Genomic DNA, 25483 nt, shown 5'->3' on the forward strand with positions numbered 1-25483 from the left:
AACGTCAAGCATTTCTGACCCAGACAAAATAGCAGCTATTCATCGACGCTGCCTCTGTCTTCTCAAACGGCCCCAAAATCGACAGATGCTACTAAACTCGTGAATGACGTTGAGGCGCATAAATCAGACTTTCTGACGCCAAGCGAAGGGGTAAGAAGGCTTTTAGGCAAGCGGAAAGTCGTAGTGTCTGCAGCCGCATTGCCGACATTGGTCATCAAAGCGCTTAGCTTTCTGAGCGCCGCCCTATATGACGCGCACCACGGCCTCAGATAAAATCAGACTGGCCTCGTAGCACGGCAGCGCTCAGAGGGCCGCTTTGGACTGAGATCCACCGAATACACTTGCAGTACTCAGTGGGCGCGGCGCTGACCAATTTCTGCTGGCAAAGGTATGCCCCGGTGCTGTTCAACTAAGGCTTGTATTGGATGTCAACACGACAGATCCGCTGGACACCTATCGATACCAAAACGCTGTACCAATCTTCCAACTTCGCCAACTGGAATGTGAGGCGCAAATTCTGAGCACAGATAGTCTGAATGGTATGAAAGCCGTTCCGAGAAGGTAGTAGACCAACCTTCTTCAACAGCCAGCATTTGCTCTGCCGAGTAAAGCAAGTGGTCAACAAAGGCTACGTATGCGCCTCCTTCGGCAGATTGAACAAGGCTGCACGCATCTAGCGGTCGTGCATATTGTGGTTGCGCCGTGGCGAGTGCGAGATGTGCTCGGTAAGCATCACGAGCAGACTGTTCCCGTTGAATCTGATCGTGGCGATCAAGCTGAACTTTGGCCCCGATTAGAGCGGATATCGCAATAAACACGGTTACGACCGCGGCCAGCGCTTCAATCGACTTAGCGTTTTTTGCCCACCATTCCATTCGATAACCTTCGCTTATGATCTAGGGGGGCAGAGGTGCGGTTTTTTCGGAGAAACACAACCAAAATTTTCCACTAAGCCCGGAGTATCAGTTCGGTTTCATCGTTTCTGAAAGCTCACGGTTTGCATCGTAATCCCCCTTACGTGGGACTCGTTGGTCGAAAAACCGGTGCCTAATGTTGCGGCGACTCAGAATTTTCCACGAGAAAGGTGTCGCTGGTGCTCGATACAAATGACAAAAACTGGCATAGGTTCGCAGCAACTCAAACTCCAGAAACAAGACTGTTGATTGATGGGGAATGGTGCAGGTCGGAAACCGGCGAAACACTGACTTCTCTTAATCCGTTTAACCAGCAACTTGTCGCAAGCATCGAATGTGCGTCAGTTGGTGATGTTACTCGTGCTATCGCCGTCGCACGCAAACGGTTTGACGACGGCGTATGGTCCAGAATGCCGCCGCGCGACAGAGTGCGTATCCTCCACAGATTTGCCGATTTGATTGAAAGCTGTGGCGACACTTTTGCCGTGCTAGATACGCTTGAAATGGGCAAGCCGATTTCCGAGATGCTGGAAATCGACGTACCGGGAAGTGGCCTGACCATGCGGTTCATGGCAGAATGTGTCGACAAGATTGGCGGAAACTGCCCGGTCACCGCGAACGATGCGCTCCATTACATTCAGCGGCAACCGCTTGGCGTCGTAGGATGTGTCACGCCGTGGAACTATCCAACGATGATGGCGGTTTGGAAGATCGCGCCTGCTCTTGCAGCAGGAAACAGCGTGGTGTTGAAGCCTGCTGAGGACACATCGCTTACAGCACTTCTATTGGGTAAGCTGTTTCTCGAAGCGGGCGGACCAGAGGGTGTGTTCAACGTGGTTCCAGGCCGCGGCGCAGTTGCGGGCGCAGCACTGGCGCAGTCCATGCAGGTCGACAAGATTGCATTCACTGGTTCAACCGGTGTTGGTCGCCTGATGTACGAGTATTCCGCGCGCTCTAACCTCAAGAAGGTGTCCGCAGAGCTCGGCGGAAAATCCCCTCAGATCATCCTTAAGGATGCGCCGGACCTTGCAAAAACCGCTGCAACTGTGGCGGCTGGCATATTCGGAAATCAAGGAGAAGTCTGTACGGCAGGGTCGCGAATTCTGGTTGCTCGAGAAGTTCATGATGAATTCTGCGAGCACCTTATGAAGGCCGCTGAGGACTTTCGCCCGGGCGATCCACTCGACCCTAAGACAACAATGGGTCCTTTGGTCAACCGCGCGCATCAGCAACGTGTACTTGGCTATGTTTCAGGCGCTGTTGAAGAAGGTGCATCAGCCATCGTCAGCGGATCATCGCATACTGCCTCACCCGAAGCTTGCTTTGTATCGCCGACACTCTTCACAGACGTTTCATCCGATATGACGATTGCCAGGGAAGAAATCTTTGGCCCGGTCGGTGCGATCCTTAAACATGATGGACCCGATCATGCGCTCGAACTGGCCAATGACAGTGCATATGGGCTTGCCGCCGGGATTTGGACGCAAACTCTGGGCGACGCACACAAGGTCGCCCGTGATCTGAGTTGTGGGATGGTCTGGATCAACGGCTACATGAACGGAGACATGACCCAACCCTGGGGCGGATGGAAGGAGTCCGGGCAGGGCCGAGACAAATGTATGGATGCCCTTTTGGAGAATACCCAGACGAAATCAGTATGGGTCACACTCGATGGCTGAAATCCTGATCTTAGGCGGCGGTGCAGGTGGATTGGAACTCGCCATTCGGCTGGCCAAAAAACTTCGTCGGAGGCCCGAGCACCGGGTGACGTTGGTCGACCGAAAGATGACCCATGTCTGGAAACCTTTGTTTCACGAGGTGGCCGCGGGAACACGTGGGCATTCCGGAGACGAAATCAGCTATCTTTCTTTGGCAGAAATGCATGGCTTCAGGTTTCGAACTGGTGACGTGCTGCACATCAACCAGAAGGATAAGACTGTCGAGATATCTGGGCGCGAAGGTACGTTTGGTGAATCCATTCCCAATCGTACACTGAACTATGACCATCTGGTTATGGCACTTGGAAGCGAGCCGCGCACATTCGGCATTCCTGGTATCGAGGAGAATTGCTTTTTCCTGGATACGCTTCATCAGGCACACCGGTATCGAGATGCACTATTCGAGCACTGCCTGCGGATCGACACCGCACCAGATGCCGCGCAAAAGCAACTCCACATAAGCGTGATTGGCGGGGGTGCGACTGGCGTAGAATTGGCGGCCGAACTCACACAGGCAATCCGGCACCTCACGCGATATGGGTTTGACGCCTTTGATCCTGAGAAAAACGTCAAAGTCAGGCTGATCGAAGCCGCACCAAGATTGCTTCCAGTGCTTGACGAAAAGCTGTCAAAGAAGGCGCAAACCCGGCTTGAAGAACTAGGCGTAGAGGTTCGCACCTCTTGTAAAGTTCAAAAAGTGCTTCCCGGAGGATCTATTCAGCTTGATGACGACATATGTCTTCAGTCTGACATAACAGCCTGGGTTGCAGGAATTGGTGCGCCGGATTCCTTGAACAAGCTATTCGAAGAAGAAAGCTTGAACACCGGCTTCCTTGCGGTTCGTGAAACTCTACAAGTTGAGAATGCGGAAGGTATCTGGGCCTTGGGCGACTGCGCCCGTCTCGTTGATGCAGGCGTAGGCCGCCCCCTACCGCCAAAGGCGCAAGTGGCTTCTCAGCAGGCCGAGCATTTGGCAACGGAATTGTGTCGCGTGTTGCTTTCCTCAGCGAAGCCCAGACCGTTTCGACATCAGGATAGGGGTTCATTGGTGAACTTGGGCGGTCACTCCACGATTGGCCAAATGATGGGAAATTTGATGGGAAGTCAGACCATCGACGGCTGGTTCGCAAGACGAGCATACAAAATGCTGTACCGGCGACACCAACTCATTCTGCATGGTAACGTACGCGGGTCATTGTTGATCGCCAGTGAGCTTCTGCGAGAACGCGTACACCCGCGATTGAAGCTGCACTAGTGCCTCAAGTTTGAACACCTCCCTATCAACTCCGAATAGTCGCACAGTACCCCTCATGGGGGATTGTTGGACTTCGAACAAATGCAAAGAATGAAGGCGGTCACACCTGATTTCAGACCGCCTAATCACGAATAGATGGTGAAAATGACGAAAATTTCGATCAATCCCGAACGCTTGTGGTCCCGATTGATGGACATGTCCGAAATTGGCGAGATCCCGAACAATGGAAGTCGCAGGCTTGCTTTGTCACAGGACGATGTTGATGGCCGGGAACTGTTTCTTGCATGGTGTGAATCGCGCGGGTATCGGGCAATGTTCGACAAGATCGGAAACTTGTTCATTCGCCGCGATGGCACTGATCCCGATGCACTCCCCCTCGCAATCGGATCGCATCTAGACACACAACCAAATGGCGGCCGGTTCGATGGAATTCTTGGTGTTCTAGCGGGCCTGGAGGTTCTTGAGACATTGGATGATTTCAAGATCAAGACTCGTGCACCGATCGATCTTGTCGTTTGGACCAACGAAGAAGGTGCCCGGTTTCAGCCTGCGATGATGGGTTCTGGCGTGTATTGCGGCGTTCTTGATCTGCCGAGTGTACTTGCAACCACGGATGATCAAGGCATTTCAGTCGCCGAAGAAACGGCGAGCCATGGATACGACAAGGGGTGTCCGCCGGGGTTTCAACAGATTGAACGGTATGTCGAGCTGCATATCGAGCAGGGCCCAATTCTGGAAATGGAAGAGAAGGCAATCGGGGTTGTCACAGGCGGGCAAGGGATCCGTTGGTACGACGTCACTCTAACAGGTGAGGAAACTCATGCAGGGCCAGTGCCGATGCGCAGTCGCCGCGATCCTGTGCCCGCGTTAGCGCCTGTTGTCGAACTGGTCTATCGGATCGGGCAGAAGGATGAAAACGCGCGCGCAACTATTGGCAAAATCGAAACACGCCCGGGGTCGATCAATGTTGTGCCGGGGCAAGTTTGTCTGAGCGTTGACCTGCGGCACCCAAGAGAAGCTGACTTGGTTGCTATGCAAGAGGCATTCCTCAATGGGATTTGTAACATTGCAGATGCACATCCAAAGCTAGAGGTGAAAGCAAAATGTCGTTGGCATTCTTCCGTGGTTCAGTTTGATCCAGAAATGGTGAGCGGGGTCCGCGAGGCAGCCAAACAACGTAACTTTCCTTCCATGGAAATCGTTTCCGGTGCAGGACATGATGCGTTCAATCTGGCGCAGGTCGTGCCCACAACCATGATCTTCGTTCCATGCCGTGACGGGATCAGTCACAATGAACTGGAGTTTACAAAGCCAGAACATGCCGCCGCCGGGGCCAATGTCCTGCTGGATATGGCGTTGCGTTTTGCCAATGCGAACCAGGACGCTCTGCAATTGCAGGAGTAAAACACTGAATCTTTGAGACGCGAACCACTACGACTCCGCAAAACGGAAGGGATCCACAATGACCCGAGCTTTCATCCTCGCAACCACATTGCTCTCCCCATTGGCAGCGGGAAACGCTTTTTCACAGCCCTTGGTTCTCACGGGTGCCGATGTCTACACCGTAAACGAAAATCGCGATTGGGCTGAGGCAGTCGGAATCGACGAAAACGGGATAATTGTCGCCGTTGGAACAGAAACTGAGGTTATTGCTGCTGTCGGATCTGACGCGTCGATCATCGATCTTGAAGGGCGCATGGTCTTGCCTGGTTTTCAGGACGCCCATCTTCACGCGATAGAGGCAGGCGTAAACGCAGCTCTTTGCGAATTCGAACCATTTGACAATCTGGACGGGTACCGGGACAGCGTCTTGGAATGCGCCGAGAATGATAGTACGGGCCTTTGGGTTCGCGCGTCTGGCGTAAACATACCGAACCTGTTGGACCTGCACCCAAACCCTGTTGAGTTTCTGGACGAGTTACTGCCGGACCGTCCCATTTTGATCCTGGACGACATCGGTCACGGAGCTTGGGCGAATACAGTTGCTCTAAAGGCGGCGGGATATGATGATTCTAGCGACAAGGCGAACGGCAACATCATTCTACGTAACGATCAAGGCACACCAAACGGTGTGGTGATGGAAAATGCGCCTCATAACTTGCGCACCTTGGCATTCCTACCGACTGAAGATCACCTGAATTTTGCCTACGATAGCCTGCTTGCGGCGGCCAATGAGCTGAACCGGAACGGAATCACAACCATTAGCGACGCTGGCGGCTATTGGCCTCAGGGGCACCATCGCGTTTGGGATTGGGCTGAAGAGGCCGGAGAGTTAACGGTACGTGCATCAAATGCTTTCTACGTTTATCCCGACCGCCCTCTCGAAGAACAGCTTTCCGAACTAAAGGACCTGTTTCACAACGACCCCGACCGTTTGGTTCGGTTCAACCAGGCAAAGATATATGTTGACGGCATTCTGAGCCAAGGAACCGGAGCTCTACTTGAGCCGTATGAGAACGACGCCGGTCCCGAGCTTGGCTACCTCTATTTCCCAGGCGAGTATTTGAATAAGGTTGCGCATGAGTTCAGCGCAGCAGGGTTCCAACTGCATTTTCATGTTACGGGCGATAACGGCGCACGGTTGGCGTTGGATGCTATCGTCGATGCAAATACAGACTCTGGACCGCACCGACTGACGCATCTTTATTTGGTAGACCCGGCAGACTATCCGCGATTTGCAGAACTGAATGCCGTTGCTGATTTCCAAATCCCGCCAAGCGCGCTTGAAGATGACTACATCGACTTTATCGGAGAATTCATCGGTGACAGGACAGATCGACTATTGCCTGCAGGAGATTTGCTGAACGCCGGAGCCACGGTCACTATGAGCAGCGATTGGGATGCAGACGAACTGAACCCGCTGATCAAAATCTCTGCTGCTGTCGGTCGTGAAACGAATGGCTTTCCAGACGTTGAAACAGCGATTGAAGCGATGACCATCAACCCAGCTTACCTGCTACAACATGATGATAAAACAGGGTCCATCGAAGTTGGGAAATACGCTGATCTGGTTGTAATCAGCGAGAACATTCTGGATTTACCGGTCAGCCAAATACCCTCTGCCGAGATCGAAGCCACTTTACTTCAGGGTGAGCCTGTTTTTGACGCCTTTGGTCTCTTTGAAGAATAGACTTCAATCGCCGTACGGATCGCTCAGCTTTCGATCAAGGTAAACAAGCGGGTCTTCCGTTGCATTTGCAGGCGTTCGGGACAGCGCCTCTAGAAACAGGGAAAACAACTCGCCCTGTGAGGCTATGCCCAGCTTTGCGTGAATACGCTTACGGTGGACCTTGACTGTCTCGGGGCTGTTGCCCAGTTCACGCGCAATGGATTTGGATGAGTGGCCCTTGAGAATAAGGCGAACAATCTCTGCTTCACGTTCGCTCAGAACCGATGTGGCAAAGCGCTCGAAGGACTTGTTAAGGTGCTGTCCGATGCGTCCGTGACCAATGACAGTTTCCGGATCCAGTCGCGGCCAGTGCCGACGGCAAAGGGCAACGATGCAAGGCAGCAGTTCTTCCAACGCCAATCGGGCCTGCGGTGACAACTGAAAACCCTCTTCCCGGCTTCCCAGCGAAAGAACAAGGGACGCGTCCTGATCAAAGCGGATAAAGAGCACGGTTTCATCGAACAGCCCGGTGCCTGAGTAGAACGTCTGGTAGTATTCCGAGGCCAGAAAATCATCCGGCCCGCAGTCACTCAAAGCCATCACTCCGTCACCGAAACCCTGCTGAAACAGGTTATAAAACGGGTCGAGCAGATAGGCAAAATCAAGGTAGGGCTTGATTGTTGCGTCACAGTATTGATCGTCGAGGTTGTCGAACAATTCGACCGGCGAGTGTGAGGGAAAGAACGCAGTCACAAAAGTGCTGTCATAACCCGAAACTGATTGGCATAGGTCTGCAAGTGCGCCGAGGAACCCTTCATGACCGACCTTTTCTATGACCACACCCAATCCTGATAGGATTTGAGCCGAGTGGGCTCGATCAATTCCTGACACGGAATTTGCCGGTGGAGTTCCAATGGCATCATTGTTGATCTTCAGACTAAGCATATCCTAACTCCGTTTCTTGACCGTCATGCGGGCTGCTGTTGGGTCATGCAGTGAATGCCACCACCGTTCCAGCAGATGTCCCGGATATCGACCTGAACGATCTGGCGATCGGGAAAGGCTTTCCTGAAGGTTTCGACAGCCGCATCGTCTGTCTCGGGGGTTCCAAACCTGGGCAGAACCACACCGCCGTTTGCAATGTAGCAATTCACATATGATGTTGCGGTGAATTCACTCTCGTGATGATAAAGGTAAGCCTCGTTCATCAGCGTAATTTCGATTTCATTTCCGTCAGCATCGGTTTGCCCACGAAGTGCTTTCAGGTTTTCCCGACAGACCCTTTGATGAGGGTTTTCGTTATCAGGATTGTCCTCAAACAGAACGTGACCCGGCCGCGTGAAGGTCAGAACACCATCGATGTGACCATCCGTAATCCATTCGTTTTCATCACCGGGCAACCAGATGACTTTGCGGGCGCCAATTGCGTGATACAACTCGCGTTCGACATCTGCCTTGGTCATTCCCGGGTTGCGGTTGGAGTTGAGAAAACAGGTTTCCGTGGTAATCACAGTTCCGCGGCCATCACTTATTAGCCCGCCGCCTTCGCCACATAGGGGCGACTGAAAACATGGAAGCCCAAGATGCGATACCAGCTTTTCACCTACGTCCCTGTCGCCGGACTCAAGTGGAAACTTGCTGCCCCAGTTATTGAACACCAGGTTTGACCCGATGGTCTGACCATTTGCATTCTGCACAAACAAAGGTCCGGTGTCCCGGAACCACAGGTCATCCTGATCCAGCGCGATCACATCGATGTGCCCTGGCAGTTTGCGACGGGCCAGCTTGAAGGCATGGGGTGCTGCGATCACACGTACGGGCTCAAATTGCGAGATTGCGCTGGCAATCGCGACAAAGGCATTCTGAACCTTTGCAATATCCTTCCCCCAGGTGTCGGGATGGTCGTCGTGGACCCAAGCCATCCAGCATGCGGCATGATGTGCGGTTTCGGCTGGCATCACAAAACCCAACTCTCCGGGTGTACTGCCGGTCAGGGTCTGGCGCAGTTCCTTGTTCATGACTTTGGCTCCTGTTGCGTGATGCAATGAATTCCGCCACCACCGATGGCGATTGATGGAATTTCAACTTGGGCAACATGGCGGCCTGGCAGGTATTGCTCGAACACTTCGCGGACCATGTCATCTTCTGGCAGGCCGTATTTCGGCATCACCACACCGCCGTTGCAGATGTAGGAATTCACGTATGAACGGCAGAACTTTTCGTTATCCGTTGCAAAATCCGCCGCATCCGGAACACGTATCAGGGAAAGCGGGCGTCCTTTGGCGTCGGTCTGGTTCTCAAGCGCTGAAATGTTGGCGACATTGATGTCATGCCACTCGTGATCCGCTGGGCCTTCGCCTTCGACCAGAACCACACCCGGCGCCAGAAAGGCGGCGATGCCATCGACGTGCCCGTCGGTTTCCGTTTCTTCAACGTTTCCCGGAAGCCAGATAACCTTGTCACCACCCAGCATCTCTTTCAACTCGGTTTCAATATCGGTCCGTGTCCAGTCGGGGTTGCGGTTCAAGTTCGGGAAACAGCTCTCGGTGGTGAGAATTGTGCCTTCACCGTCGACGCTGACTCCGCCGCCTTCAGCGATCAGGTCCGATACGAACTTACGCACTCCGGACTTTTCGAGGATTATTGATGAGACTGTATCGTCACCCGCAAACGGCGCGTATTTGCCACCCCAAGCGTTGAAGCGGAAAGAGGTTCCGGCCTTGTTGCCCTCTCCGTCGACAAGAAAGCAGGGGCCAGCATCACGTGCCCAGCTGTCGTTGATCGGATGTTCCAACAGATCAATATCGCTGCCCAACAGATCACGCGCTACAGCGATGTCTTCACGCCGAACCAGCATGGTCAATGGTTCGAACTGGCGAATGGCGTGGGCCACGTCTGCGTAGTTCCGGCGCGTTTCCGAGATGTCATCCCAAACCTCAGCGCGTGACGGCCACATCATCCACGTCCGTTCGTGATCTGCCCATTCTGCTGGCATGTGAAATCCGGCTTGTTTTGGTGTTTGCCGCTGCACGTGTGACTCCGATCTTCAATAGCTGTGTCTTGTTTGGAGTCTATTCATTAGGTACAGTGATGGACAAACGCGTAATTCTTGGAACATCCATTAGTTAAACTCATGAATAATCCATACCGCCTCCTCCCTCCGCTCGGATCGCTCGTTGGATTTGAAGCGGCAGCGCGGCTGGGAAGCTTTTCGCAAGCCGCGGATGAGCTGAACGTGACCCAATCCGCGATTTCGCATCAGATTCGCACGCTAGAAACCCATCTGGAGCAACCTTTGTTTCACCGCGTTGGGCGTGGCATCGATCTAACTGATGCCGGTAGAGATTTGTATCGAACGAGTTTGGAGGCGCTGGAAACCGTACGTCAGGGCGTACAGCGGCTTGATTCGTACTCAAAGCCAGGAACAGTAGTCGTTCAGATTTTGCCGGTCGTTGCAGCCAGTTGGTTCATGCCGAGATTGGCTGAACTCAAATCATCAAATCCGGAAGTAGAACCATGGCTGTACACAGGCGAGCTGACAGCCGAACTGGTCGAGACGGAATATGACATCTCATTTCGTTACGAACCGCCGCAAATTCCAGATGAAATCGGGGCCCAATTTCTCTCAGAGCGGCGTGTTCCACTTTGCTCCCCAAACCTACTGGAGACGTTTCATAAAAGCCCTGAATCCGCCCCCCTTATTCATGATGAAGAGCCGGATGATTGGCAGACCTGGTACATTCGTGCCGGGCTATCACGTGAAAACTACTCGGCGGGTTTAAATTTCTCCGATCCCGTTTATGCACTGGATGCTGCCGCGCAAGGTCTCGGCGTCTATCTGGGGAACCCCGATCTGGCAGCGCCGTGGTTGGAAAAGGGGCAGTTGTGTCAGGCAGGCGAACACGTACTGGAAACCGGCCGGATCATGTACATCGTCACCCAGGATCGTGACCTGCAGCGGCCTGCTGTACGGGCCTTGTGGGACTGGCTGATGGCTCACGCCCCTTCGGCAGACACGGCCACATCTTCGGGAAAGAAACAGGCTGACTGACGATCTTCGGCTTGATCAACCAATTTCGGAACCTCCGAACGGCAACGCGCAGGACGGCCTTTTTGCTCATATAGCCAGCATCGTGTGTGAAAAGGACAACCAGACGGTATGGCATCATGCGAAGGCACGTCGCCCTTCAATACAATTGGCTTTGAGCGCGCTTTGTTTTTTGCCTTAACGCGCGGCACCGCAGACATCAGTGCTGCTGTGTAAGGGTGCATTGGATTGGAGGAAAGAGCTTTGGATGGACCGATTTCCACGATCTCCCCCAAGTACATGACGGCGATACGCTGGCAAAGATGGCGTACGACTGAAAGGTCGTGGCTGATGAACAGCATCGCCATGTTTTCCTCAGTTCGCAGTTCATCCAGAAGGTTCAGGATTTGCGCCTGAACTGACACATCAAGCGCGCTGACCGGCTCATCCGCCACAATTATCGACGGGCTATTTGCGATAGCCCGGGCGATCGCGATGCGCTGCCGCTGACCGCCGCTAAAGTGTTGGGGAAACCGCGCCGCATGCTGCGGATTCAACCCAACCCGCTCAAGCAACGCCTGAACACGGTCTTTTTCATTGCTTCGATCTGCCGTTTTCTGAATGCGGAACGGTTCAGCCAACGTATATCCAACGGTTTTTCGAGGATGCAGTGAGGAATAAGGATCCTGAAACACCATCTGCACCTGACGCGCCAATTTGCGTCGGTCGGCTGGCTTGGTGGCATCAAGTGCCTCACCGTTCACCACCAAAGACCCACTCGACTGCTCAACAAGGCCAACAATCGCTTTTCCCAAAGTCGTTTTTCCACTGCCGGACTCGCCTATCAAGCCGAGCACTTCTCCGGGGTTTACGGACAAAGTAATGTTGTTGAGGGCGCGAAATGTGGAGGGTGCTTCAAAAATCCCTCGTGGCGCAGATGACGCAAACTCTACCGACAGGTTTTCTATGTTGAGTGCTGGGTTAGTCATGCAGTCTTCCTCTGAGGTGTCGTCCCGCTGCGCAAGTGGCACGCCACCAGATGGTCACTCTTATCAATCATGATTTGCGGCGGCATCGTATCGGCACAGGTTTCCACGGCCTCACTGCATCGATCCCGGAATGCGCAGCCCGAAGGGCGTTCCCAAATGGAAGGAGGCGCGCCAGAGATAGGAGTGAGTCGGTCCTGATCTGCATCCAGCGACGGATGCGCACCGAGAAGGCCAATAGTATAAGGATGTTGAGGGTTCTCAAGCACTTGTTCGGTTGGTCCGCGTTCCACGTCCCGACCCGAATAAAGCACGATAACTTCATCGCTCATTTGCGAAACGACGCCCAGATCATGAGTAATCAAAACGACCGCCATATCGAGGTCCCGAGAGAGAGCCTTAAGCAGATCGAGGATTTGCGCCTGAATGGTCAGATCCAGTGCCGTTGTCGGCTCATCTGCAATCAGCAACCGGGGTTTGAATACAATCGCCATCGCGATCATCACACGCTGTCGCTGACCACCGCTAAGCTGATGTGGATAGCGCTTCAGCATTCCCTCCGGGTCGGGCATTCCCACCTGCGTCAAAACCTCCACGGCACGAGACCATGCCGCTTTCGCGGGTTGCTTGCGGTGAGCCTGAACACATTCGATTATCTGGTCACCGATCCGCAGGACCGGATTGAGGCTGCTCATTGGATCTTGGAAAACCATCGCAATTTCAGTGCCCTGCAGATCGCGTAGTTTTTTTGGTGATAGCTGAAGAAGATCCTGGCCATCAAATTCAACAGCTCCGGAGACGCTAAGGGCTCGCTTGTCCAACAAACCCATGATCGCCATGGCTGCCGTGCTTTTCCCCGAACCGCTCTCTCCTACGATACCAAGACATTGGCCACGGTTCAGTTTGAATGACAACCTGTCTACGATAGGTGCAGCTTGTGATCCGCTACCGACTGATACGGACAGGTTATCTACTCGCAATAATTCCATTCGTATGGGTGTTCCTATGCCGCAAATCCGATTCAGAAAAACTCGGTCAAGACGGGATTGGATCTTGGCCGCTGCCTTTTAGTATACACTTCTGCGCTACGCGACTGTGCCCCTTATGTGGTATCGACATGTCGGGCGGCAAACTGCGACGCTGACATCCATCACAACGTACAATCCGCGATGCATCACGCTCGCAGGAAGAGATGTAGGGAGCCAGCCATGACTAAACCCACACCGACACGACATTCGCCTCAGTTCCGATTGCCACGCCGGTCTTTCCTTGCTGGGACGTGTTCAATGGCGGCGATGGCATTCGCCCCAGCAGGTCGCGTATGGGCGGACACCGCGGCAACAGCGCCCGACATTGGCGCGCGCGATCCCAACACGCTGGTTGTTCTGGTCGACGCCACGGTCGAGAATCTGGACCCCGCGACGAATATCGAGTGGGCTTATGGCTTGCGCCCTATCTATGAGACCCTGACGATTCTTGACGGAAGCGATACTCTTTCGGTCAAACCAGCACTGGCAGAAGCCTGGGAAGCCAATGAAGACAACACGAGCTGGACGTTCACGCTGGTCGATGGCGTGACCTTCCACGATGGCACGCCATTCAATGCCGAAGCCGTGAAAAAAGCGGTGACCCGGATGGTGCTGCATCCTGCGGGTCTCGCCGGAACCTGGCAGCTTGACGATCCCGAGACACAGATTGTCGTCGTCGATGACAGGACCGTCCGCTTTGACCTGGGAGAACCACGTCCCTTCTTTGACCGGCAGGTTAGCTCGCAATACGGGTTCTGGATGGCCAGCCCGACTGCTGCCGAGGCCAATTCAAAGGGCGACGATGACATGGGGTCCGAGTTTCTTCAGTCCAACCCTGTGGGAACGGGCCCTTACAAGCTGGAGAGCCTGAATCCAGGCCAAGACGCCACCTTTGTTGCCAACCCAGACTATCGTGGCGGGTGGGAGCATCCGCATTTCAACCGTGTCATCACCAAGACGATGCCTGTATCCGCAACACGCAGACAACTGCTGGAGACCGGTGAAGCCGACATGACGCTGGCGATGGAGCCGGAAGACATGGTGGCCCTGCGTGACGATCCACGGTTCAACATGATCGACGCGCCCACCTTCACGGTTCAATACGTGGCGTTTGCCACAGATGGTAAGCTTGCTGATCCAAAAGCAAGGCAAGCAATCAGCCATGCGTTTGATCACGACGCATATATCGAGCAGGTAGCCCTTGGTACGGCAGACAAGCCGACATCGGTGTTCCCGACACAAATGCAAGGTCTCGATGGCAAAGATCGCCTGTTGCCCTTTGACCTGGATCGCGCCCGGGCATTGCTGGAAGAGGCTGGCATTGCTGAAGGCACCGAACTCACAATGGCCTACTACGCAGGCTTCGGAGATATCGAAGGTCAACTGCTGCAGGCCTGGCTGTCTGAAATTGGCATCGACCTGAAACTTCAGGAGCTGTCTTTCTCGGCCTATCTCGATGTGTTCTTCGGTGAGGGTGAAGCTGAGGAGCGCCCGGATCTCTTCTACTTCTCCTGGTGGCCGAACGTCGATCATCCCTACAGCTTTGCCTGGGGTCTGTTTAGCGGGGACGCAGCAACTTATGACGGCAATGCGGGCCGTTATGCCAACGATGAGGCGACGGCGTTGATCGACGAGCTTCGGAACCAGGTTATGACCGACGACATGGCGGTCAAGTTCCAGCGCCTTGCAGACATTCTGACAACCGAGGACCCTGCCTGGCTTCCGATCCTTCAGGAACGCGCGCAATTCGTGTCGCGAAATGACATCAAAGGCATTGAGAACAATCCGATCTATGTCTCGACGCTGGACATGTACAACCTGTCGCGCGGCAACTGAGCGGCAAGCAGATGCTTCGGTTCATTCTCCGCCGCGCAATCGCAACAACGATCCTGATTGGCGGAGTCGTGTTGATGACATTCGCGCTCGCCCGGCTTTTGCCGGGCGATCCCGCACGTCTGATCGCCGGTGCCCGTGCCGATGCTGAGGCGGTGGCTGCAGTCAGGGAACGACTGGGACTGGATGACCCAGTCGGCACGCAGTTCCTGACTTATGTAAGCAACGTTATGGAAGGTGACTTTGGACGTTCGGTTGTCACACGCCGTCCGATATCCGAAGACATAGTCACCTTTTTTCCGGCAACGCTGGAACTGGTCATTCTGGCGGCCTGCATCTCACTTGTACTTGGTGTCCTGTTGGGTGTTCTTGCTGCCGTGCGCAGTGGCACTCCTTCGGACGTCGGCGTACGCGGTGTAGCCGTACTGGGCCTTTCCGTGCCGGATTTCTGGTTGGCATTGGTCTTCCAGCTGCTGTTTTTCGCAACGCTTGGCCTTTTGCCGTTTGGGGGTCGTCTGGGAACCGGTGTCACGCCTCCGGACTTCGTAACGGGTTTCATGACACTCGACAGCCTTCTGGCCGGTCGGTTTGACCTGTTTGTCGATGCACTGAAGCACATGATCCTTCCGGTAACCGTTTTGGCCATCCCTTCAATGGCGATCACGATCCGCGTCGTTCGCACCACAATGCTTGAGGTTCTGTCGCAGGATTTCATCCGCACGGCGCGATCCAAAGGCATTCGGCCGGTTCGCGTCTACTTGCGGCACGCTCTGCGTAACGCGCTTCTGCCGATCGTGACGATTTTTGGTCTGAACACAGGGCTGTTGATTTCAGGAGCGGTCTTCATTGAGCTGATCTTCGATTGGCCGGGGTTAGGCCGTTACACTGCTAACGCAATTGCTTCTTCGGACTACAACGCAATCATGGCGATCACGCTTGTCGTTTCAATTGCCTACACCTTGATCAACTTCTTGGTCGACCTCAGCTATTCGCTGCTCGACCCGCGGGTGAAACTCTCATGAGCTCAGATACCAACTTGATCCGCCGAGGCCAAAGAATGCAATTTCCGGGAGGCGAACGCGCAGCTCAGATTGTTGGGTTTGCAACGTCTTCCGGTCAGGCCTTTCTTGCCGTCTGCATCGTCTCATTTATCGTCGTCGTCTCGGTCTCGGCATTTGTCGCTTATCTTTTGGACATACATGTCACCGCCTTTGATCCACTAAAGATGAATATCATGGCGCGGCTCGAACCGCCGAGCGGAGAACACTGGATGGGTACGGACAAGATCGGGCGAGACATGCTTGCTCGGGTCGTTGCCGGATCATGGATATCGCTATCGGTTTCGTTCGCGGTATTGGCTGTGGCATCTGTGGTGGGTACCTCGGTCGGCCTGGTCGCAGGGTATGTTGGCGGTTGGGTCGATGAGGTGTTGATGCGGGTTACGGATCTGTTTCTGGCCTTTCCGGCATTGATCCTGGCCGCAGCTATAGCCGCAAGCTTTGGTGGCGGCATGATCTCAACCACAGTCGCATTGGCTGCGGTTTTCTGGCCCTGGTACGCCCGGCTTATCCGCAGCCGCGTGCTTTCCTTGAAAGAACAGGAATTTGTCGCGGCCAGTCGTTGCCTTGGTGCGTCGCATACGCGCCTGATATTCACATCACTGCTGCCGATGGTGTGGCCACTTGTGATTGTGCAAGCAACGACGGATGTGGGGTTTGTCATTCTGGCGGCGTCGGGTCTGTCTTTTCTGGGATTGGGCGCACAGCCGCCCACTCCGGAATGGGGGGTTATGATTTTCGAAAGCCTAACTCACCAACCTGCCTCCTGGTGGCTTGCCGTTTTCCCGGGGGGCGCAATTGCGCTGGTCGCCATTGGCTTCAACCTATTGGGCGACTCGTTGCGCGATCATTTAGATCCATCTCTTGGGGCATCGGAGGCCGGAGTATAGTGAAACACATGAACAGGCGGTTCTTCATGGCCGCGACCGCATCTTTTAGCTTGGCGTCTCCGGTTTGGGCTAGAAAGGACAAACAAGTGGATTATCGTCAGACGGGCGCAACAATCGTGGAAGGCGCTGGTGGCTCAGATGGCTATCACTTCCCTGCCGAATGGGAAAAGCACGAGCGGACCTTGATGCAGTTCCCATCCCCCCAGAATTGGCACCGCCGCGATCTGGAGGACGCCCGAAGGGAATGGGCTGAAACCGCAAATACCATCGCTGAATTCGAGCCCGTAACGATGGCCGTTCGCAAGCAGGATCATAAGATCGCCAAAAGCATGCTCAGCGGCCAGATCAAGCTGGTCGAGATGCCGCTTAATGACGCCTGGTCGCGCGACAGCGGGCCAATGATCCTGAGAAACTCATCAGGTGATCGTCGCGTTGCGGGGTTCACCTTCAATGGTTGGGGCAAGAAGTTTCCTCCGTATCGTGACGATCAACTTGCTAAAGGAAGGTTCGCTGCCAAGCTGGATATGCCGATGTATCAGAGCAATCTGGTGCTTGAAGGAGGGGCGGTTGCATTTGATGGGCAGGGAACTGTTCTGACCACTGAAGAGTGCCTGCTGAACCGCAACAGAAACCCTGGTTGGACTAAGGCTGATATCGAGGACGAATTACGGACACATCTCGGCGTGACGAAAGTCTTGTGGCTGCCTCGAGGTCTGACACCGGACCCGATTACCGACGGTCACATTGATGGAATAGCGGCATTTGCAGCACCTGGGATGGTTTTACTGCACACAACTGACGATCCGAGTGATCCGAACATGCAAATCACGCAGGAGGCTCGGGCAATCCTCGAAACCGCGACCGATGCTACTGGTCGGAAGCTAGACGTAGTTGAGATTCCGTTGACCAGCTTTGATGTCGTCCACATGAACTTCTACATCTGTAACGGCGCGATAGTTGTGCCCGTATCGGGGCGCCGGTCGGAAGACGATGAACCACTTGCGATTTTGCGCGAAGTGTTCCCGCACCACGAAGTCAAAGGTGTTTCAGGAAGGATGATCGGGGGCGGTGGTGGTGGTGTCCACTGTATTACGCAACAGGTGCCAGCCGTCTGACCCAATTCGGGCCATCGAAAAAAAGAGGACCGCAATGCGGTCCCTTTGAGTTTTGGGGAGTTTGTGAGTGGTAGTCGGCCTATTGGTTCTGCGCAGTCATTCCATCCAAGCTGCGCAAGGTTTGGTACATATTTGGTCTCCGATCCCGGAAAACACCCCAATTGTCGCGATATGCATTGGCGGCATCCAGATCCACGCTTGCGGTAATCACCGCTTCCGAAACACGATCTGCGTCCGCAAGAATTTCACCGGTATACCCAGCAATGAAAGACGTTCCATAAAACTGACCTTCCGTCTCACCCTGAGTTTCATGGCCGACACGGTTAGAAGCCACAAGGGGCACCATATTCGCCGCTGCGTGTCCTTGCATTGTCCGACGCCAATGGCCGCTGCTGTCGAGTTCGGGTTTCTTGGGCTCCGATCCGATCGCAGTTGGGAACATCAGAATTTCGGCCCCTTGCAATACCAGGCTGCGGGCCGTTTCAGGAAACCATTGATCCCAGCAAACACCGCACCCAACGCGGCCGTATTTGGTCTCGACAACTTGGAATCCGGTGTCACCAGGGCTGAAGTAGAATTTTTCCTCATATCCGGGTGCTTGTGGAATATGCGTTTTGCGATAATTGGTCAGAACTGAGCCGTCTGCGTCAATCACTGCCAACGAGTTGTACCGTGTCAGGCCAGCGCGTTCATAGTACGAAACCGGAAGGACCACATCCAACTCATTCGCCAGCGCACCAAAGTGGCTTACCACATTGCTGTCCTCAAGCGTGCGCGCCATGTCAAAGTATTGGAGATCCTGTTCCAAACAGAAGTACGGCGTTTCGAACAACTCTTGCAAAAGAATGACTTGCGCACCAGTGTCGGCGGCCTGCCGGACAAGTCCTTCGGCTCTGGCAATGTTGTCATCAATGTCCCAACTGCAGGGCATCTGCGTGGCGGCGAGAGTGATGTTTCGCATGACGATTACCTTTCTGCCTGAAATTCAGTGATGCTCTCGCTGATAGCGCCGACTATCTCGTCGCATTGTTCCTTTGAAATGATCAGCGGGGGCGACAAAACGATCCGGTCGCCGACCGGGCGAACGATCACGCCGCGCTCCATACATTTGCGGAATACGTGATGCCCGGCATTAACACTGGCATCCATCGGTGCTTTGCTCGACTTGTCGCTTACCAAGTCTATTCCCATCATCAGGTGGCTTCCGCGAACATCTCCGACAATCGGGAGATTCAGAAGCGACTTTGCGGTCTCTTGGAAGTAAGGTCCGACTTCGCGCACGTTTTCGAGCAGGTTTTCACGATCCATGATTTCGATGTTTTTCAATGCCGCGGCACAGGCGACCGGATGCCCGAAATATGTCAGCCCCATCGACAACAAGCCGCCTTCGCATTGCGGCTTCGCTATAACATCGTAGACCTTGGTCGAAATCAGAGTGGCGCCCAAAGGAATGTAGCCAGAGGTCAGACCTTTGGCGCAGACCAGGATATCAGGCTGGTAATCGAACAGTGTTTCTGAAGCGAACCATTCACCCAGCCGCCCAAACGCAGTCACGACCTCGTCAGCGATGTAAAGCATGTCGTAGCGCTTGCAGACCTCCCACATACGTTTGTGGTACCCCTTGGGTGCGACCAGCACACCGCCAGCGCCCATAATGGGTTCAGCAATAAAGGCTGCCACGTTGTCGGGGCCCAGCTGCTGGATGCGCGCCTCGAATTCGCGAACGAGGTAGTCGCAGTATTCAGCGTCGCTCCAACCATCCGGCTTGGCATAAAGATTGGCTTCAGACACGTGGGTTATGAAGTCTTCTCCAATCCGGTCGAAACCGTGTTTTGTCCCGTGAATTCCGGTGAGTGATGCGGCGACATAGGTCGCGCCGTGATATCCGTTTTGACGGGAAATGATCTTTTTCTTTCGATGCAGACCCTTCTGGTCGAAATAGAAGTGAACCAGCCGAATGGCAGCATCATTTGCTGTTGAGCCGCCACATGTGTAGTAAACGTGGTTCAAATCACCCGGGGCAAGCTCTGCGAGTTTCGCACCTAGGTTGGCGGCAGGAACGTTGGAGCTGTGACCAAACGGGTTGTAGTACTGCATGTTCATGACCTGCTCGGCGATGGTGTCCGCCATCTCCTTGCGACCATGCCCAATGTTGACGCACCACAGCCCGGCAATGCCATCCAACAAGCGGTTTCCCTCAGTATCGCTCACATGCATTCCTTCGGCGCGTTCGATTATCTGGCTGCCTTCCTTCGAGAACGTCGAGAAATCGGTATAGGGATGGATGAGGTGCGCGCGATCTTGTTCAAAAGCGGCGTTTCGATCGAGGGTGGTCATCGTAGACTCCATGAATGCTTGTGCGCCATTCGGCTGATTCCTTAGATCAGCATCGGCTAACGACCGTGCCCAACACAGTCCCCCACACGTGGTATCGACGCGACCAGAGACCTCTATCTAGGTAGCTGCCCAATGACCCTCAGAGTGTGTCTGGGGAAGAATCCATTCAGCAAAGGTGGCGAAAATGAAGGTCGGAGTGCCTACAGAAATCAAAGCAAACGAACATCGCGTAGGGCTGACGCCCGCTGCGGTCAGCGAGTATGTGGCGGCAGGCCATGAGGTCGTTGTCCAATCCTTGGCCGGGGCTGGCATCGGGGCAAGTGACGAGACCTATCGTGCATCCGGCGCCATAGTCGCGGATACGGCCGAAGAAATCTTTGCCACCGCGGACATGATCGTGAAGGTCAAGGAACCCCAAGCGTCGGAGTATAGTCAACTGCGTGAAGGGCAAATCCTATACACCTATCTCCATCTGGCACCTGATCCTGAGCAAACCAGAGGTTTGCTTTCATCGGGTTGCACGGCGATTGCTTATGAAACCGTAACCGATGCCGATGCGACATTGCCTTTGCTTGCTCCTATGTCTGAAGTCGCTGGCCGTCTTTCCATCCAAGCCGCGGCGAGCGCACTGGAAAAGCACAACAATGGCGAGGGTCTGCTACTTGGTGGCGTGCCTGGTGTGAAACCTGCCGAAATTGTCGTGATCGGCGGCGGTGTTGTAGGAACTAACGCCGCTAAGATGGCCGTCGGTCTGGGAGCACAGGTCACTATTTTTGACCGCTCACTAAAGCGCCTTCGTCAGTTGGATGACTTGTTCGATGGACGAGTTCATACTGTCTATTCCACCAAAGCGGCGTTGGCTGATGCGGTGGCAACAGCGGATGCCGTAATCGGTGCGGTTCTCATCCCCGGCGCGGCAGCGCCACGCCTGGTAACACGGGACATGTTGGCCACAATGAAAGAAGGCGCGGCGTTGGTCGACGTCGCCATTGATCAGGGTGGGTGCTTTGAAACGTCAACGGCTACGACGCACGAAAACCCGACCTACGTTGTTGATGGTGTGGTTCATTACTGCGTTGCCAACATGCCAGGCGCAGTTCCCAAAACATCCAGCTACGCATTGAACAATGCCACGTTGCAACACGGGCTGGCACTGGCGAACAACGGTCTCAGGGCATTGGATAACCCCTTCCTTCTACAGGGTCTGAATGTGCACGAGGGCAAGCTGACTTACAAAGCAGCCGCTGACAGCCTTGAGTACGGATACTGCGATCCACGAGAAGCGTTGAAATGCGCCTGAGATAGATTGCGGCCCTTTGAGCCCTACCCACTAAGGGTGATTCAAGGGCCGCGTACCCTCTGCCAAACTCGAGCAGCACTGCCAATCCAAATGAGAGATGAGTCTTTGACCCCAGCAATTCAGGCAATTGATATTTGCAAAAGCTATCCGGGTTCACCCCCGGTAGAGGCCTTGAAGAATGAATCGTTGTCTATCAACGACAACGAGTTTTTCACACTGCTCGGGCCATCAGGATGTGGCAAGACAACCTTGTTGCGGTTAATCGCAGGGTTTGAAGATCTCACCTCGGGTGAGCTGCGGCTTTACGGCGAGGATATCTCCTCAATGCCGCCGGAGAAGCGACCCATCAACACCGTGTTTCAGCACTATGCGCTGTTTCCACACATGACCGTTGTTGAAAACGTGGCTTTCGGCCTGCGCCGCAGAGGAACGGATGTTTCTCAGGCACAAAAGACTGCGTTGGAGATGCTGGACTTGGTGCAAATGTCCCAATTTGCCAACCGCCGGCCCTCACAATTGTCTGGTGGGCAACAGCAACGTGTTTCCTTGGCGCGGGCCTTGGCCCCGCATCCAAAAGTTCTGCTGCTGGACGAACCCCTATCCGCGCTTGACCTCAAACTGCGTCAATCGATGCGAACTGAGCTTAAACGTCTTCAACGTGAAACAGGCATTACGTTCGTATTTGTGACTCACGATCAGGAAGAAGCCCTATCGATGAGTGATCGCATTGCGGTGATGTCGGCTGGCCGTGTGCAACAGATCGCATCTCCTTCTGAGATTTATGAACAGCCCCGGAATCGCTTTGTCGCGGATTTCATCGGGGACGCAAATTTCTTCCAAGGCAAGGTGACACATCAGAACGGGAATACAGCCCGCTTTCGGATATCGCCCGAAATCGAAATCGCCGCGCGAACCGAAAACACTCCGCCAGCCGGAGATGTTACACTGTTTGTACGGCCTGAGAAGCTCGATCTGCTGACGTCAGCTACGTCTGAAACACTGCCAGGAGACGTGCGCGAGATTTCGTACCTAGGCAATACGACGGATTACGCCATCGATCTGCGGAATGGGCCAAGCATCGTCGTGCGCTCTGAAAATCATCACAACGGCGATGCACTTGCACTGCCCGGTGACGCTGTTCACGTGGGGATCGATCCCTCGGCCGTCCGCGTTCTGGAGGCCTGAGCAATGCAAAGGATCAGAACCTTTGCCGGGATAGCCCCGGCGACTATCATGGTTGTCTGCTTCATGCTGCTGCCAATCTTGATCATCGTGGTTTATTCCTTCTTGGAAAAGAACCCTTACGGTGGTGTTCGCCCCGAGTTGTCATTTGAAGCTTATTCAAGGCTGCTGCTTGAAAGGGATTTTGACGACAACCTATCGTTCAACCCCTCTTACCTGTTGATCCTTTTTCGTTCCATCTGGGTCGCCGCTGTCTCGGTTGCGGCCTGTGTGCTGATCGGATTTCCGGTTGCCTATTACATCGCTATGCAACCGGCCGAGCGACGAAACCTGCTGATCTTGCTGATCACCATCCCGTTTTGGACCAATCTGTTGATCCGAACCTATTGTTGGATTCTGGTCCTGCGGGACACCGGATTGATCAACGAAATGTTGCTGAGCCTCGGTGTCATCCAATCACCCATCCCGCTTCTCTACACTGAAGGCGCGATCATTCTGGGCCTGATCTACACTTATGTACCGTTCATGGTTCTGCCGATTTATGCGTCGCTCGAACGCCTGGATGTGCGTCTGATCGAGGCCTCGCGCGATCTCTACGCGTCGCGGATTGGTGCCCTGCGCCACGTCGTGGTTCCGCTTTCACTGCCGGGAATCGTCGCTGGTTCGATCCTGGTGTTCATTCCATGCCTCGGTGCCTTCATCGCTCCGGAATTGTTGGGCGGCGGGAAGAACCTGATGCTGGGCAGCCTGGTGCAATTGCAGTTCTCAACCTCGCGAGACTGGCCATTTGGCTCTGCCTTGTCCGTCGTGATCATGATCGTCGTGATGCTGGCACTGCTCTTCTATGCGCGTAATGCGCGCAACTCAGGAACGGAGCTTGTTCACTGATGCCAAAATCCCGTGATATTCGAGCATTGCCAGGGTTGAAGTGGTTTTCACTGGGCTTCTTTGTCTACCTGTACCTGCCCTTGCTGATCCTTGTCATTTTTTCGTTCAATGCCACAAAGTCAGCGACTGTTTGGGGCGGCTTCTCGCTGGACTGGTATGCCAAGGCCCTGGCCAACGACGACATTCGTCGTGCGGCCTGGAACAGCCTGGTCATCGCAACAACCGCGACTGTGTTTTCCACCACAATGGCGACGATGGCTGCGCTCTCGCTGACCCGAAACAAGTCCTTGCCCCGAAAACCACTGTTTAACGGCATGCTGTTGTTGCCGCTGATGGTGCCCGAAATTGTAACGGCCGTTGCGACGCTGACCTTGTTCGCGACGATCGGGCTGTCACTGGGTCTGGGAAACATCATCATTGCACATACGGTTTTTTGCATTCCATTCGCCTACTTGCCAATCAGAGCGCGATTGCAGGGAATGGATGAAAGCCTGGAAACCGCCGCACGCGATCTTTACGCGAGCAAATGGGCAACCTTGCGATTTGTCACGCTTCCTCTTCTGGCGCCGGGGATCGTATCCGGTGCGATGCTTGCCTTCATCATTTCGATTGATGATTTCATCATCACACTGATGGTGGCCGAAGCCGGGTCTACCACCCTGCCAATCTACATCTATAGCTTGGTCCGGATCGGGATCACACCTGAGGTAAACGCAGTTTCCACCGTGCTTCTGATCATTTCCATCTTCTTCGTCACTCTATCTTACCTCGTTGAAAAGCGTGGAAAATTCTGAACCAATGGGAGGAAATACAATGAAATTAGCAACCCTGGCGACTGGCCTTGGCCTCGTCGCGTCCAGCGCTTTGGCCGATGGTGAACTCTATATCTATAACTGGACCGACTACACGTCGCCTGAGCTTATCGAGAAGTTCGAGGCAGAGACCGGGATTACGGTGACGATGGACACTTATGACTCCAACGACACGCTTCTGGCCAAACTGAAATCCGGTGCGTCCGGCTATGATATCGTCGTGCCCAGCCATAACTATGTGCCCATCTTCGTCGCAGAAGAGCTGTTTCAGAAAATCAATGCGCAGGATCTGGAAGGGTATTCCAACATAGCTGACGGGTTCCGTAACCCTCCGTGGGATTCTGCGAACGAATACACTGTCCCGTGGCAATGGGGCTCGACATCCTTCACTGTGAATACGGACGTTTTTGGCGGTGATATAGACACCTATGAAACACTGTTCCGGCCACCAGAAGAGCTGCGGGGCCAGATCGGAATGTTCAAAGCCCCGAGTGATGTGGTCGACATGGCACTGATCTATCTCGGCTATGGGGTCTGCAGCGAAAGCAAGGATGAAATGCGCGAGGTTCTTGAATTGCTGGAAGAACAAAAGCCGCATGTAAAAGTGTATAACTCGGATGGCATTCTCGAACGTTTGACGTCCGGTGACGCAGCTCTGCACCAAAACTGGAACGGGTATTCCATCCGCGCCCGTACGGCTGACCCAGCACTGAAGTATGCATTCCCAAAAGAAGGCGTTTTGACGTGGGCAGACAACATTGCGGTACCAGTCGGCGCGCAGAACTACGACAACGCGATCAAGTTCATCGAATTTATCCTGCAACCTGAAAACATTGCCATTCAGTCGAATTTTGCTGGTTATTCAAACGGTATTTCGGGCAGCGCAGAGTTCCTGAATGAAGAGATGGCTACTGCACCCGAGCTATCCCCCCCTGACGGGACGCCTATGGTTTTTTCAGAGACATGCTCTGAGAACGCAACTGAATTGCAGAACAAGGTTTGGACGACCCTTTTGCAATAAACCAACGGGC

22 protein-coding genes are annotated in these 25483 nt (G+C 54.2%); 14 read left to right on the plus strand and 8 right to left on the minus strand.

Features of this window, described 5'->3' with window-relative positions; translation table 11 throughout:
- Window positions 1–428: 428 nt before the first annotated feature.
- Complete coding sequence (locus GOX88_RS15060; RefSeq protein ID WP_170403452.1) at window positions 429–875, minus strand: hypothetical protein; 447 nt, start codon at window positions 873–875, stop codon at window positions 429–431.
- A gap of 218 nt (window positions 876–1093) precedes the next feature.
- Here GOX88_RS15060 and GOX88_RS15065 point away from each other — a divergent pair, with 218 nt between their 5' ends.
- From GOX88_RS15065 to GOX88_RS15080, 4 genes are all read left to right on the plus strand, one after another.
- Entirely contained in the window at window positions 1094–2593 is a 1500-nt protein-coding gene (locus GOX88_RS15065) for an aldehyde dehydrogenase family protein (protein WP_170403747.1), read from the plus strand.
- Window positions 2586–3887, plus strand: a complete 1302-nt coding sequence (locus GOX88_RS15070) for an NAD(P)/FAD-dependent oxidoreductase (protein WP_170403454.1) — start codon at window positions 2586–2588, stop codon at window positions 3885–3887. The genes GOX88_RS15065 and GOX88_RS15070 overlap by 8 nt, the downstream gene beginning before the upstream one ends.
- Before the next feature lie 135 nt (window positions 3888–4022).
- The gene (locus GOX88_RS15075) at window positions 4023–5291 is read left to right on the plus strand and encodes a M20 family metallo-hydrolase (protein WP_217354243.1); all 1269 of its coding nucleotides are present in this window, start codon (window positions 4023–4025) and stop codon (window positions 5289–5291) included.
- A 58-nt stretch (window positions 5292–5349) separates the two neighbouring features.
- The gene (locus GOX88_RS15080) at window positions 5350–7017 is read left to right on the plus strand and encodes an amidohydrolase (protein ID WP_170403455.1); all 1668 of its coding nucleotides are present in this window, start codon (window positions 5350–5352) and stop codon (window positions 7015–7017) included.
- Window positions 7018–7020: 3 nt separating this feature from the next.
- Here the strand turns inward: GOX88_RS15080 and GOX88_RS15085 are convergent, their stop codons facing one another.
- The 3 genes from GOX88_RS15085 to GOX88_RS15095 all read right to left on the minus strand — a co-directional run bounded on the left by GOX88_RS15085 (window position 7021) and on the right by GOX88_RS15095 (window position 9991).
- A complete protein-coding gene (locus GOX88_RS15085) occupies window positions 7021–7836 on the minus strand; it encodes a helix-turn-helix transcriptional regulator (protein ID WP_217354244.1) in 816 nt (271 codons plus the stop codon).
- A 128-nt stretch (window positions 7837–7964) separates the two neighbouring features.
- The gene (locus GOX88_RS15090; RefSeq protein WP_170403459.1) at window positions 7965–9014 is read right to left on the minus strand and encodes an agmatine deiminase family protein; all 1050 of its coding nucleotides are present in this window, start codon (window positions 9012–9014) and stop codon (window positions 7965–7967) included.
- Complete coding sequence (locus GOX88_RS15095; RefSeq protein WP_170403461.1) at window positions 9011–9991, minus strand: agmatine deiminase family protein; 981 nt, start codon at window positions 9989–9991, stop codon at window positions 9011–9013. Before GOX88_RS15095 ends, GOX88_RS15090 begins: the two co-directional genes overlap by 4 nt.
- Before the next feature lie 138 nt (window positions 9992–10129).
- Between GOX88_RS15095 and GOX88_RS15100 the strand changes: the two genes are divergently transcribed.
- Window positions 10130–11047 (plus strand): LysR family transcriptional regulator, encoded by a 918-nt coding sequence (locus tag GOX88_RS15100; protein ID WP_217354245.1) that lies wholly within the window; start codon window positions 10130–10132, stop codon window positions 11045–11047.
- Here GOX88_RS15100 and GOX88_RS15105 read toward each other — a convergent pair.
- Window positions 10993–12012, minus strand: coding sequence for an ABC transporter ATP-binding protein (locus GOX88_RS15105; RefSeq protein WP_170403465.1), 1020 nt, complete (start codon window positions 12010–12012; stop codon window positions 10993–10995). The two genes, GOX88_RS15100 and GOX88_RS15105, sit on opposite strands and share 55 nt — an antisense overlap.
- Complete coding sequence (locus GOX88_RS15110) at window positions 12009–12998, minus strand: ABC transporter ATP-binding protein (RefSeq protein WP_170403468.1); 990 nt, start codon at window positions 12996–12998, stop codon at window positions 12009–12011. Before GOX88_RS15110 ends, GOX88_RS15105 begins: the two co-directional genes overlap by 4 nt.
- 219 nt (window positions 12999–13217) lie before the next feature.
- On the opposite strand from GOX88_RS15110, the gene GOX88_RS15115 reads away from it, so the two are divergent.
- The 4 genes from GOX88_RS15115 to GOX88_RS15130 are packed head-to-tail and all read left to right on the plus strand — an operon-like array spanning window position 13218 to window position 17933.
- Window positions 13218–14873 (plus strand): ABC transporter substrate-binding protein, encoded by a 1656-nt coding sequence (locus GOX88_RS15115; RefSeq protein WP_170403469.1) that lies wholly within the window; start codon window positions 13218–13220, stop codon window positions 14871–14873.
- Between the two features lie 11 nt (window positions 14874–14884).
- The gene (locus GOX88_RS15120) at window positions 14885–15892 is read left to right on the plus strand and encodes an ABC transporter permease (protein ID WP_170403471.1); all 1008 of its coding nucleotides are present in this window, start codon (window positions 14885–14887) and stop codon (window positions 15890–15892) included.
- A gap of 35 nt (window positions 15893–15927) precedes the next feature.
- Window positions 15928–16818 (plus strand): ABC transporter permease, encoded by an 891-nt coding sequence (locus tag GOX88_RS15125; RefSeq protein WP_170403473.1) that lies wholly within the window; start codon window positions 15928–15930, stop codon window positions 16816–16818.
- Between the two features lie 26 nt (window positions 16819–16844).
- Window positions 16845–17933: an agmatine deiminase family protein gene (locus GOX88_RS15130; protein ID WP_170403475.1), complete on the plus strand. Its 1089-nt coding sequence runs from the start codon at window positions 16845–16847 to the stop codon at window positions 17931–17933.
- A gap of 79 nt (window positions 17934–18012) precedes the next feature.
- Here GOX88_RS15130 and aguB read toward each other — a convergent pair whose 3' ends face one another.
- Window positions 18013–18894, minus strand: a complete 882-nt coding sequence (gene aguB / locus GOX88_RS15135) for an N-carbamoylputrescine amidase (protein WP_170403477.1) — start codon at window positions 18892–18894, stop codon at window positions 18013–18015.
- Window positions 18895–18899: 5 nt separating this feature from the next.
- Window positions 18900–20270: an aminotransferase gene (locus tag GOX88_RS15140; RefSeq protein ID WP_170403479.1), complete on the minus strand. Its 1371-nt coding sequence runs from the start codon at window positions 20268–20270 to the stop codon at window positions 18900–18902.
- A gap of 184 nt (window positions 20271–20454) precedes the next feature.
- On the opposite strand from GOX88_RS15140, the gene ald reads away from it, so the two are divergent.
- The 5 genes from ald (at window position 20455) to GOX88_RS15165 (ending at window position 25473) form a co-directional block, all read left to right on the plus strand.
- Entirely contained in the window at window positions 20455–21570 is a 1116-nt protein-coding gene (gene ald / locus GOX88_RS15145) for an alanine dehydrogenase (protein WP_170403481.1), read from the plus strand.
- Between the two features lie 105 nt (window positions 21571–21675).
- Window positions 21676–22755, plus strand: a complete 1080-nt coding sequence (locus GOX88_RS15150) for an ABC transporter ATP-binding protein (RefSeq protein WP_254443341.1) — start codon at window positions 21676–21678, stop codon at window positions 22753–22755.
- 3 nt (window positions 22756–22758) lie between these two features.
- Window positions 22759–23640: an ABC transporter permease gene (locus GOX88_RS15155; RefSeq protein WP_170403487.1), complete on the plus strand. Its 882-nt coding sequence runs from the start codon at window positions 22759–22761 to the stop codon at window positions 23638–23640.
- Window positions 23640–24434, plus strand: a complete 795-nt coding sequence (locus GOX88_RS15160) for an ABC transporter permease (RefSeq protein ID WP_170403489.1) — start codon at window positions 23640–23642, stop codon at window positions 24432–24434. Before GOX88_RS15155 ends, GOX88_RS15160 begins: the two co-directional genes overlap by 1 nt.
- Before the next feature lie 19 nt (window positions 24435–24453).
- Complete coding sequence (locus GOX88_RS15165) at window positions 24454–25473, plus strand: ABC transporter substrate-binding protein (protein ID WP_170403491.1); 1020 nt, start codon at window positions 24454–24456, stop codon at window positions 25471–25473.
- Window positions 25474–25483: the final 10 nt, after the last annotated feature.

Source organism: Ruegeria arenilitoris, from assembly GCF_013030985.1.
In the GTDB taxonomy this organism is placed as follows: domain Bacteria; phylum Pseudomonadota; class Alphaproteobacteria; order Rhodobacterales; family Rhodobacteraceae; genus Ruegeria; species Ruegeria arenilitoris_B.

Excerpts from the sequence above, each read along its gene's own strand:
- GOX88_RS15075 (WP_217354243.1), top strand. The coding sequence starts at position 4,023 with ATGGTGAAAATGACGAAAATTTCGATCAATCCCGAACGCTTGTGGTCC.
- GOX88_RS15140 (WP_170403479.1), bottom strand. The coding sequence starts at position 20,270 with ATGACCACCCTCGATCGAAACGCCGCTTTTGAACAAGATCGCGCGCAC.
- GOX88_RS15130 (WP_170403475.1), top strand. The coding sequence starts at position 16,845 with ATGGCCGCGACCGCATCTTTTAGCTTGGCGTCTCCGGTTTGGGCTAGA.
- GOX88_RS15160 (WP_170403489.1), top strand. The coding sequence starts at position 23,640 with ATGCCAAAATCCCGTGATATTCGAGCATTGCCAGGGTTGAAGTGGTTT.
- GOX88_RS15165 (WP_170403491.1), top strand. The coding sequence starts at position 24,454 with ATGAAATTAGCAACCCTGGCGACTGGCCTTGGCCTCGTCGCGTCCAGC.
- GOX88_RS15100 (WP_217354245.1), top strand. The coding sequence starts at position 10,130 with ATGAATAATCCATACCGCCTCCTCCCTCCGCTCGGATCGCTCGTTGGA.
- aguB (WP_170403477.1), bottom strand. The coding sequence starts at position 18,894 with ATGCGAAACATCACTCTCGCCGCCACGCAGATGCCCTGCAGTTGGGAC.
- GOX88_RS15120 (WP_170403471.1), top strand. The coding sequence starts at position 14,885 with ATGCTTCGGTTCATTCTCCGCCGCGCAATCGCAACAACGATCCTGATT.
- GOX88_RS15060 (WP_170403452.1), bottom strand. The coding sequence starts at position 875 with ATGGAATGGTGGGCAAAAAACGCTAAGTCGATTGAAGCGCTGGCCGCG.
- GOX88_RS15155 (WP_170403487.1), top strand. The coding sequence starts at position 22,759 with ATGCAAAGGATCAGAACCTTTGCCGGGATAGCCCCGGCGACTATCATG.
- ald (WP_170403481.1), top strand. The coding sequence starts at position 20,455 with ATGAAGGTCGGAGTGCCTACAGAAATCAAAGCAAACGAACATCGCGTA.
- GOX88_RS15110 (WP_170403468.1), bottom strand. The coding sequence starts at position 12,998 with ATGGAATTATTGCGAGTAGATAACCTGTCCGTATCAGTCGGTAGCGGA.
- GOX88_RS15125 (WP_170403473.1), top strand. The coding sequence starts at position 15,928 with ATGCAATTTCCGGGAGGCGAACGCGCAGCTCAGATTGTTGGGTTTGCA.
- GOX88_RS15095 (WP_170403461.1), bottom strand. The coding sequence starts at position 9,991 with ATGCCAGCAGAATGGGCAGATCACGAACGGACGTGGATGATGTGGCCG.
- GOX88_RS15105 (WP_170403465.1), bottom strand. The coding sequence starts at position 12,012 with ATGACTAACCCAGCACTCAACATAGAAAACCTGTCGGTAGAGTTTGCG.
- GOX88_RS15115 (WP_170403469.1), top strand. The coding sequence starts at position 13,218 with ATGACTAAACCCACACCGACACGACATTCGCCTCAGTTCCGATTGCCA.
- GOX88_RS15080 (WP_170403455.1), top strand. The coding sequence starts at position 5,350 with ATGACCCGAGCTTTCATCCTCGCAACCACATTGCTCTCCCCATTGGCA.
- GOX88_RS15070 (WP_170403454.1), top strand. The coding sequence starts at position 2,586 with ATGGCTGAAATCCTGATCTTAGGCGGCGGTGCAGGTGGATTGGAACTC.
- GOX88_RS15090 (WP_170403459.1), bottom strand. The coding sequence starts at position 9,014 with ATGAACAAGGAACTGCGCCAGACCCTGACCGGCAGTACACCCGGAGAG.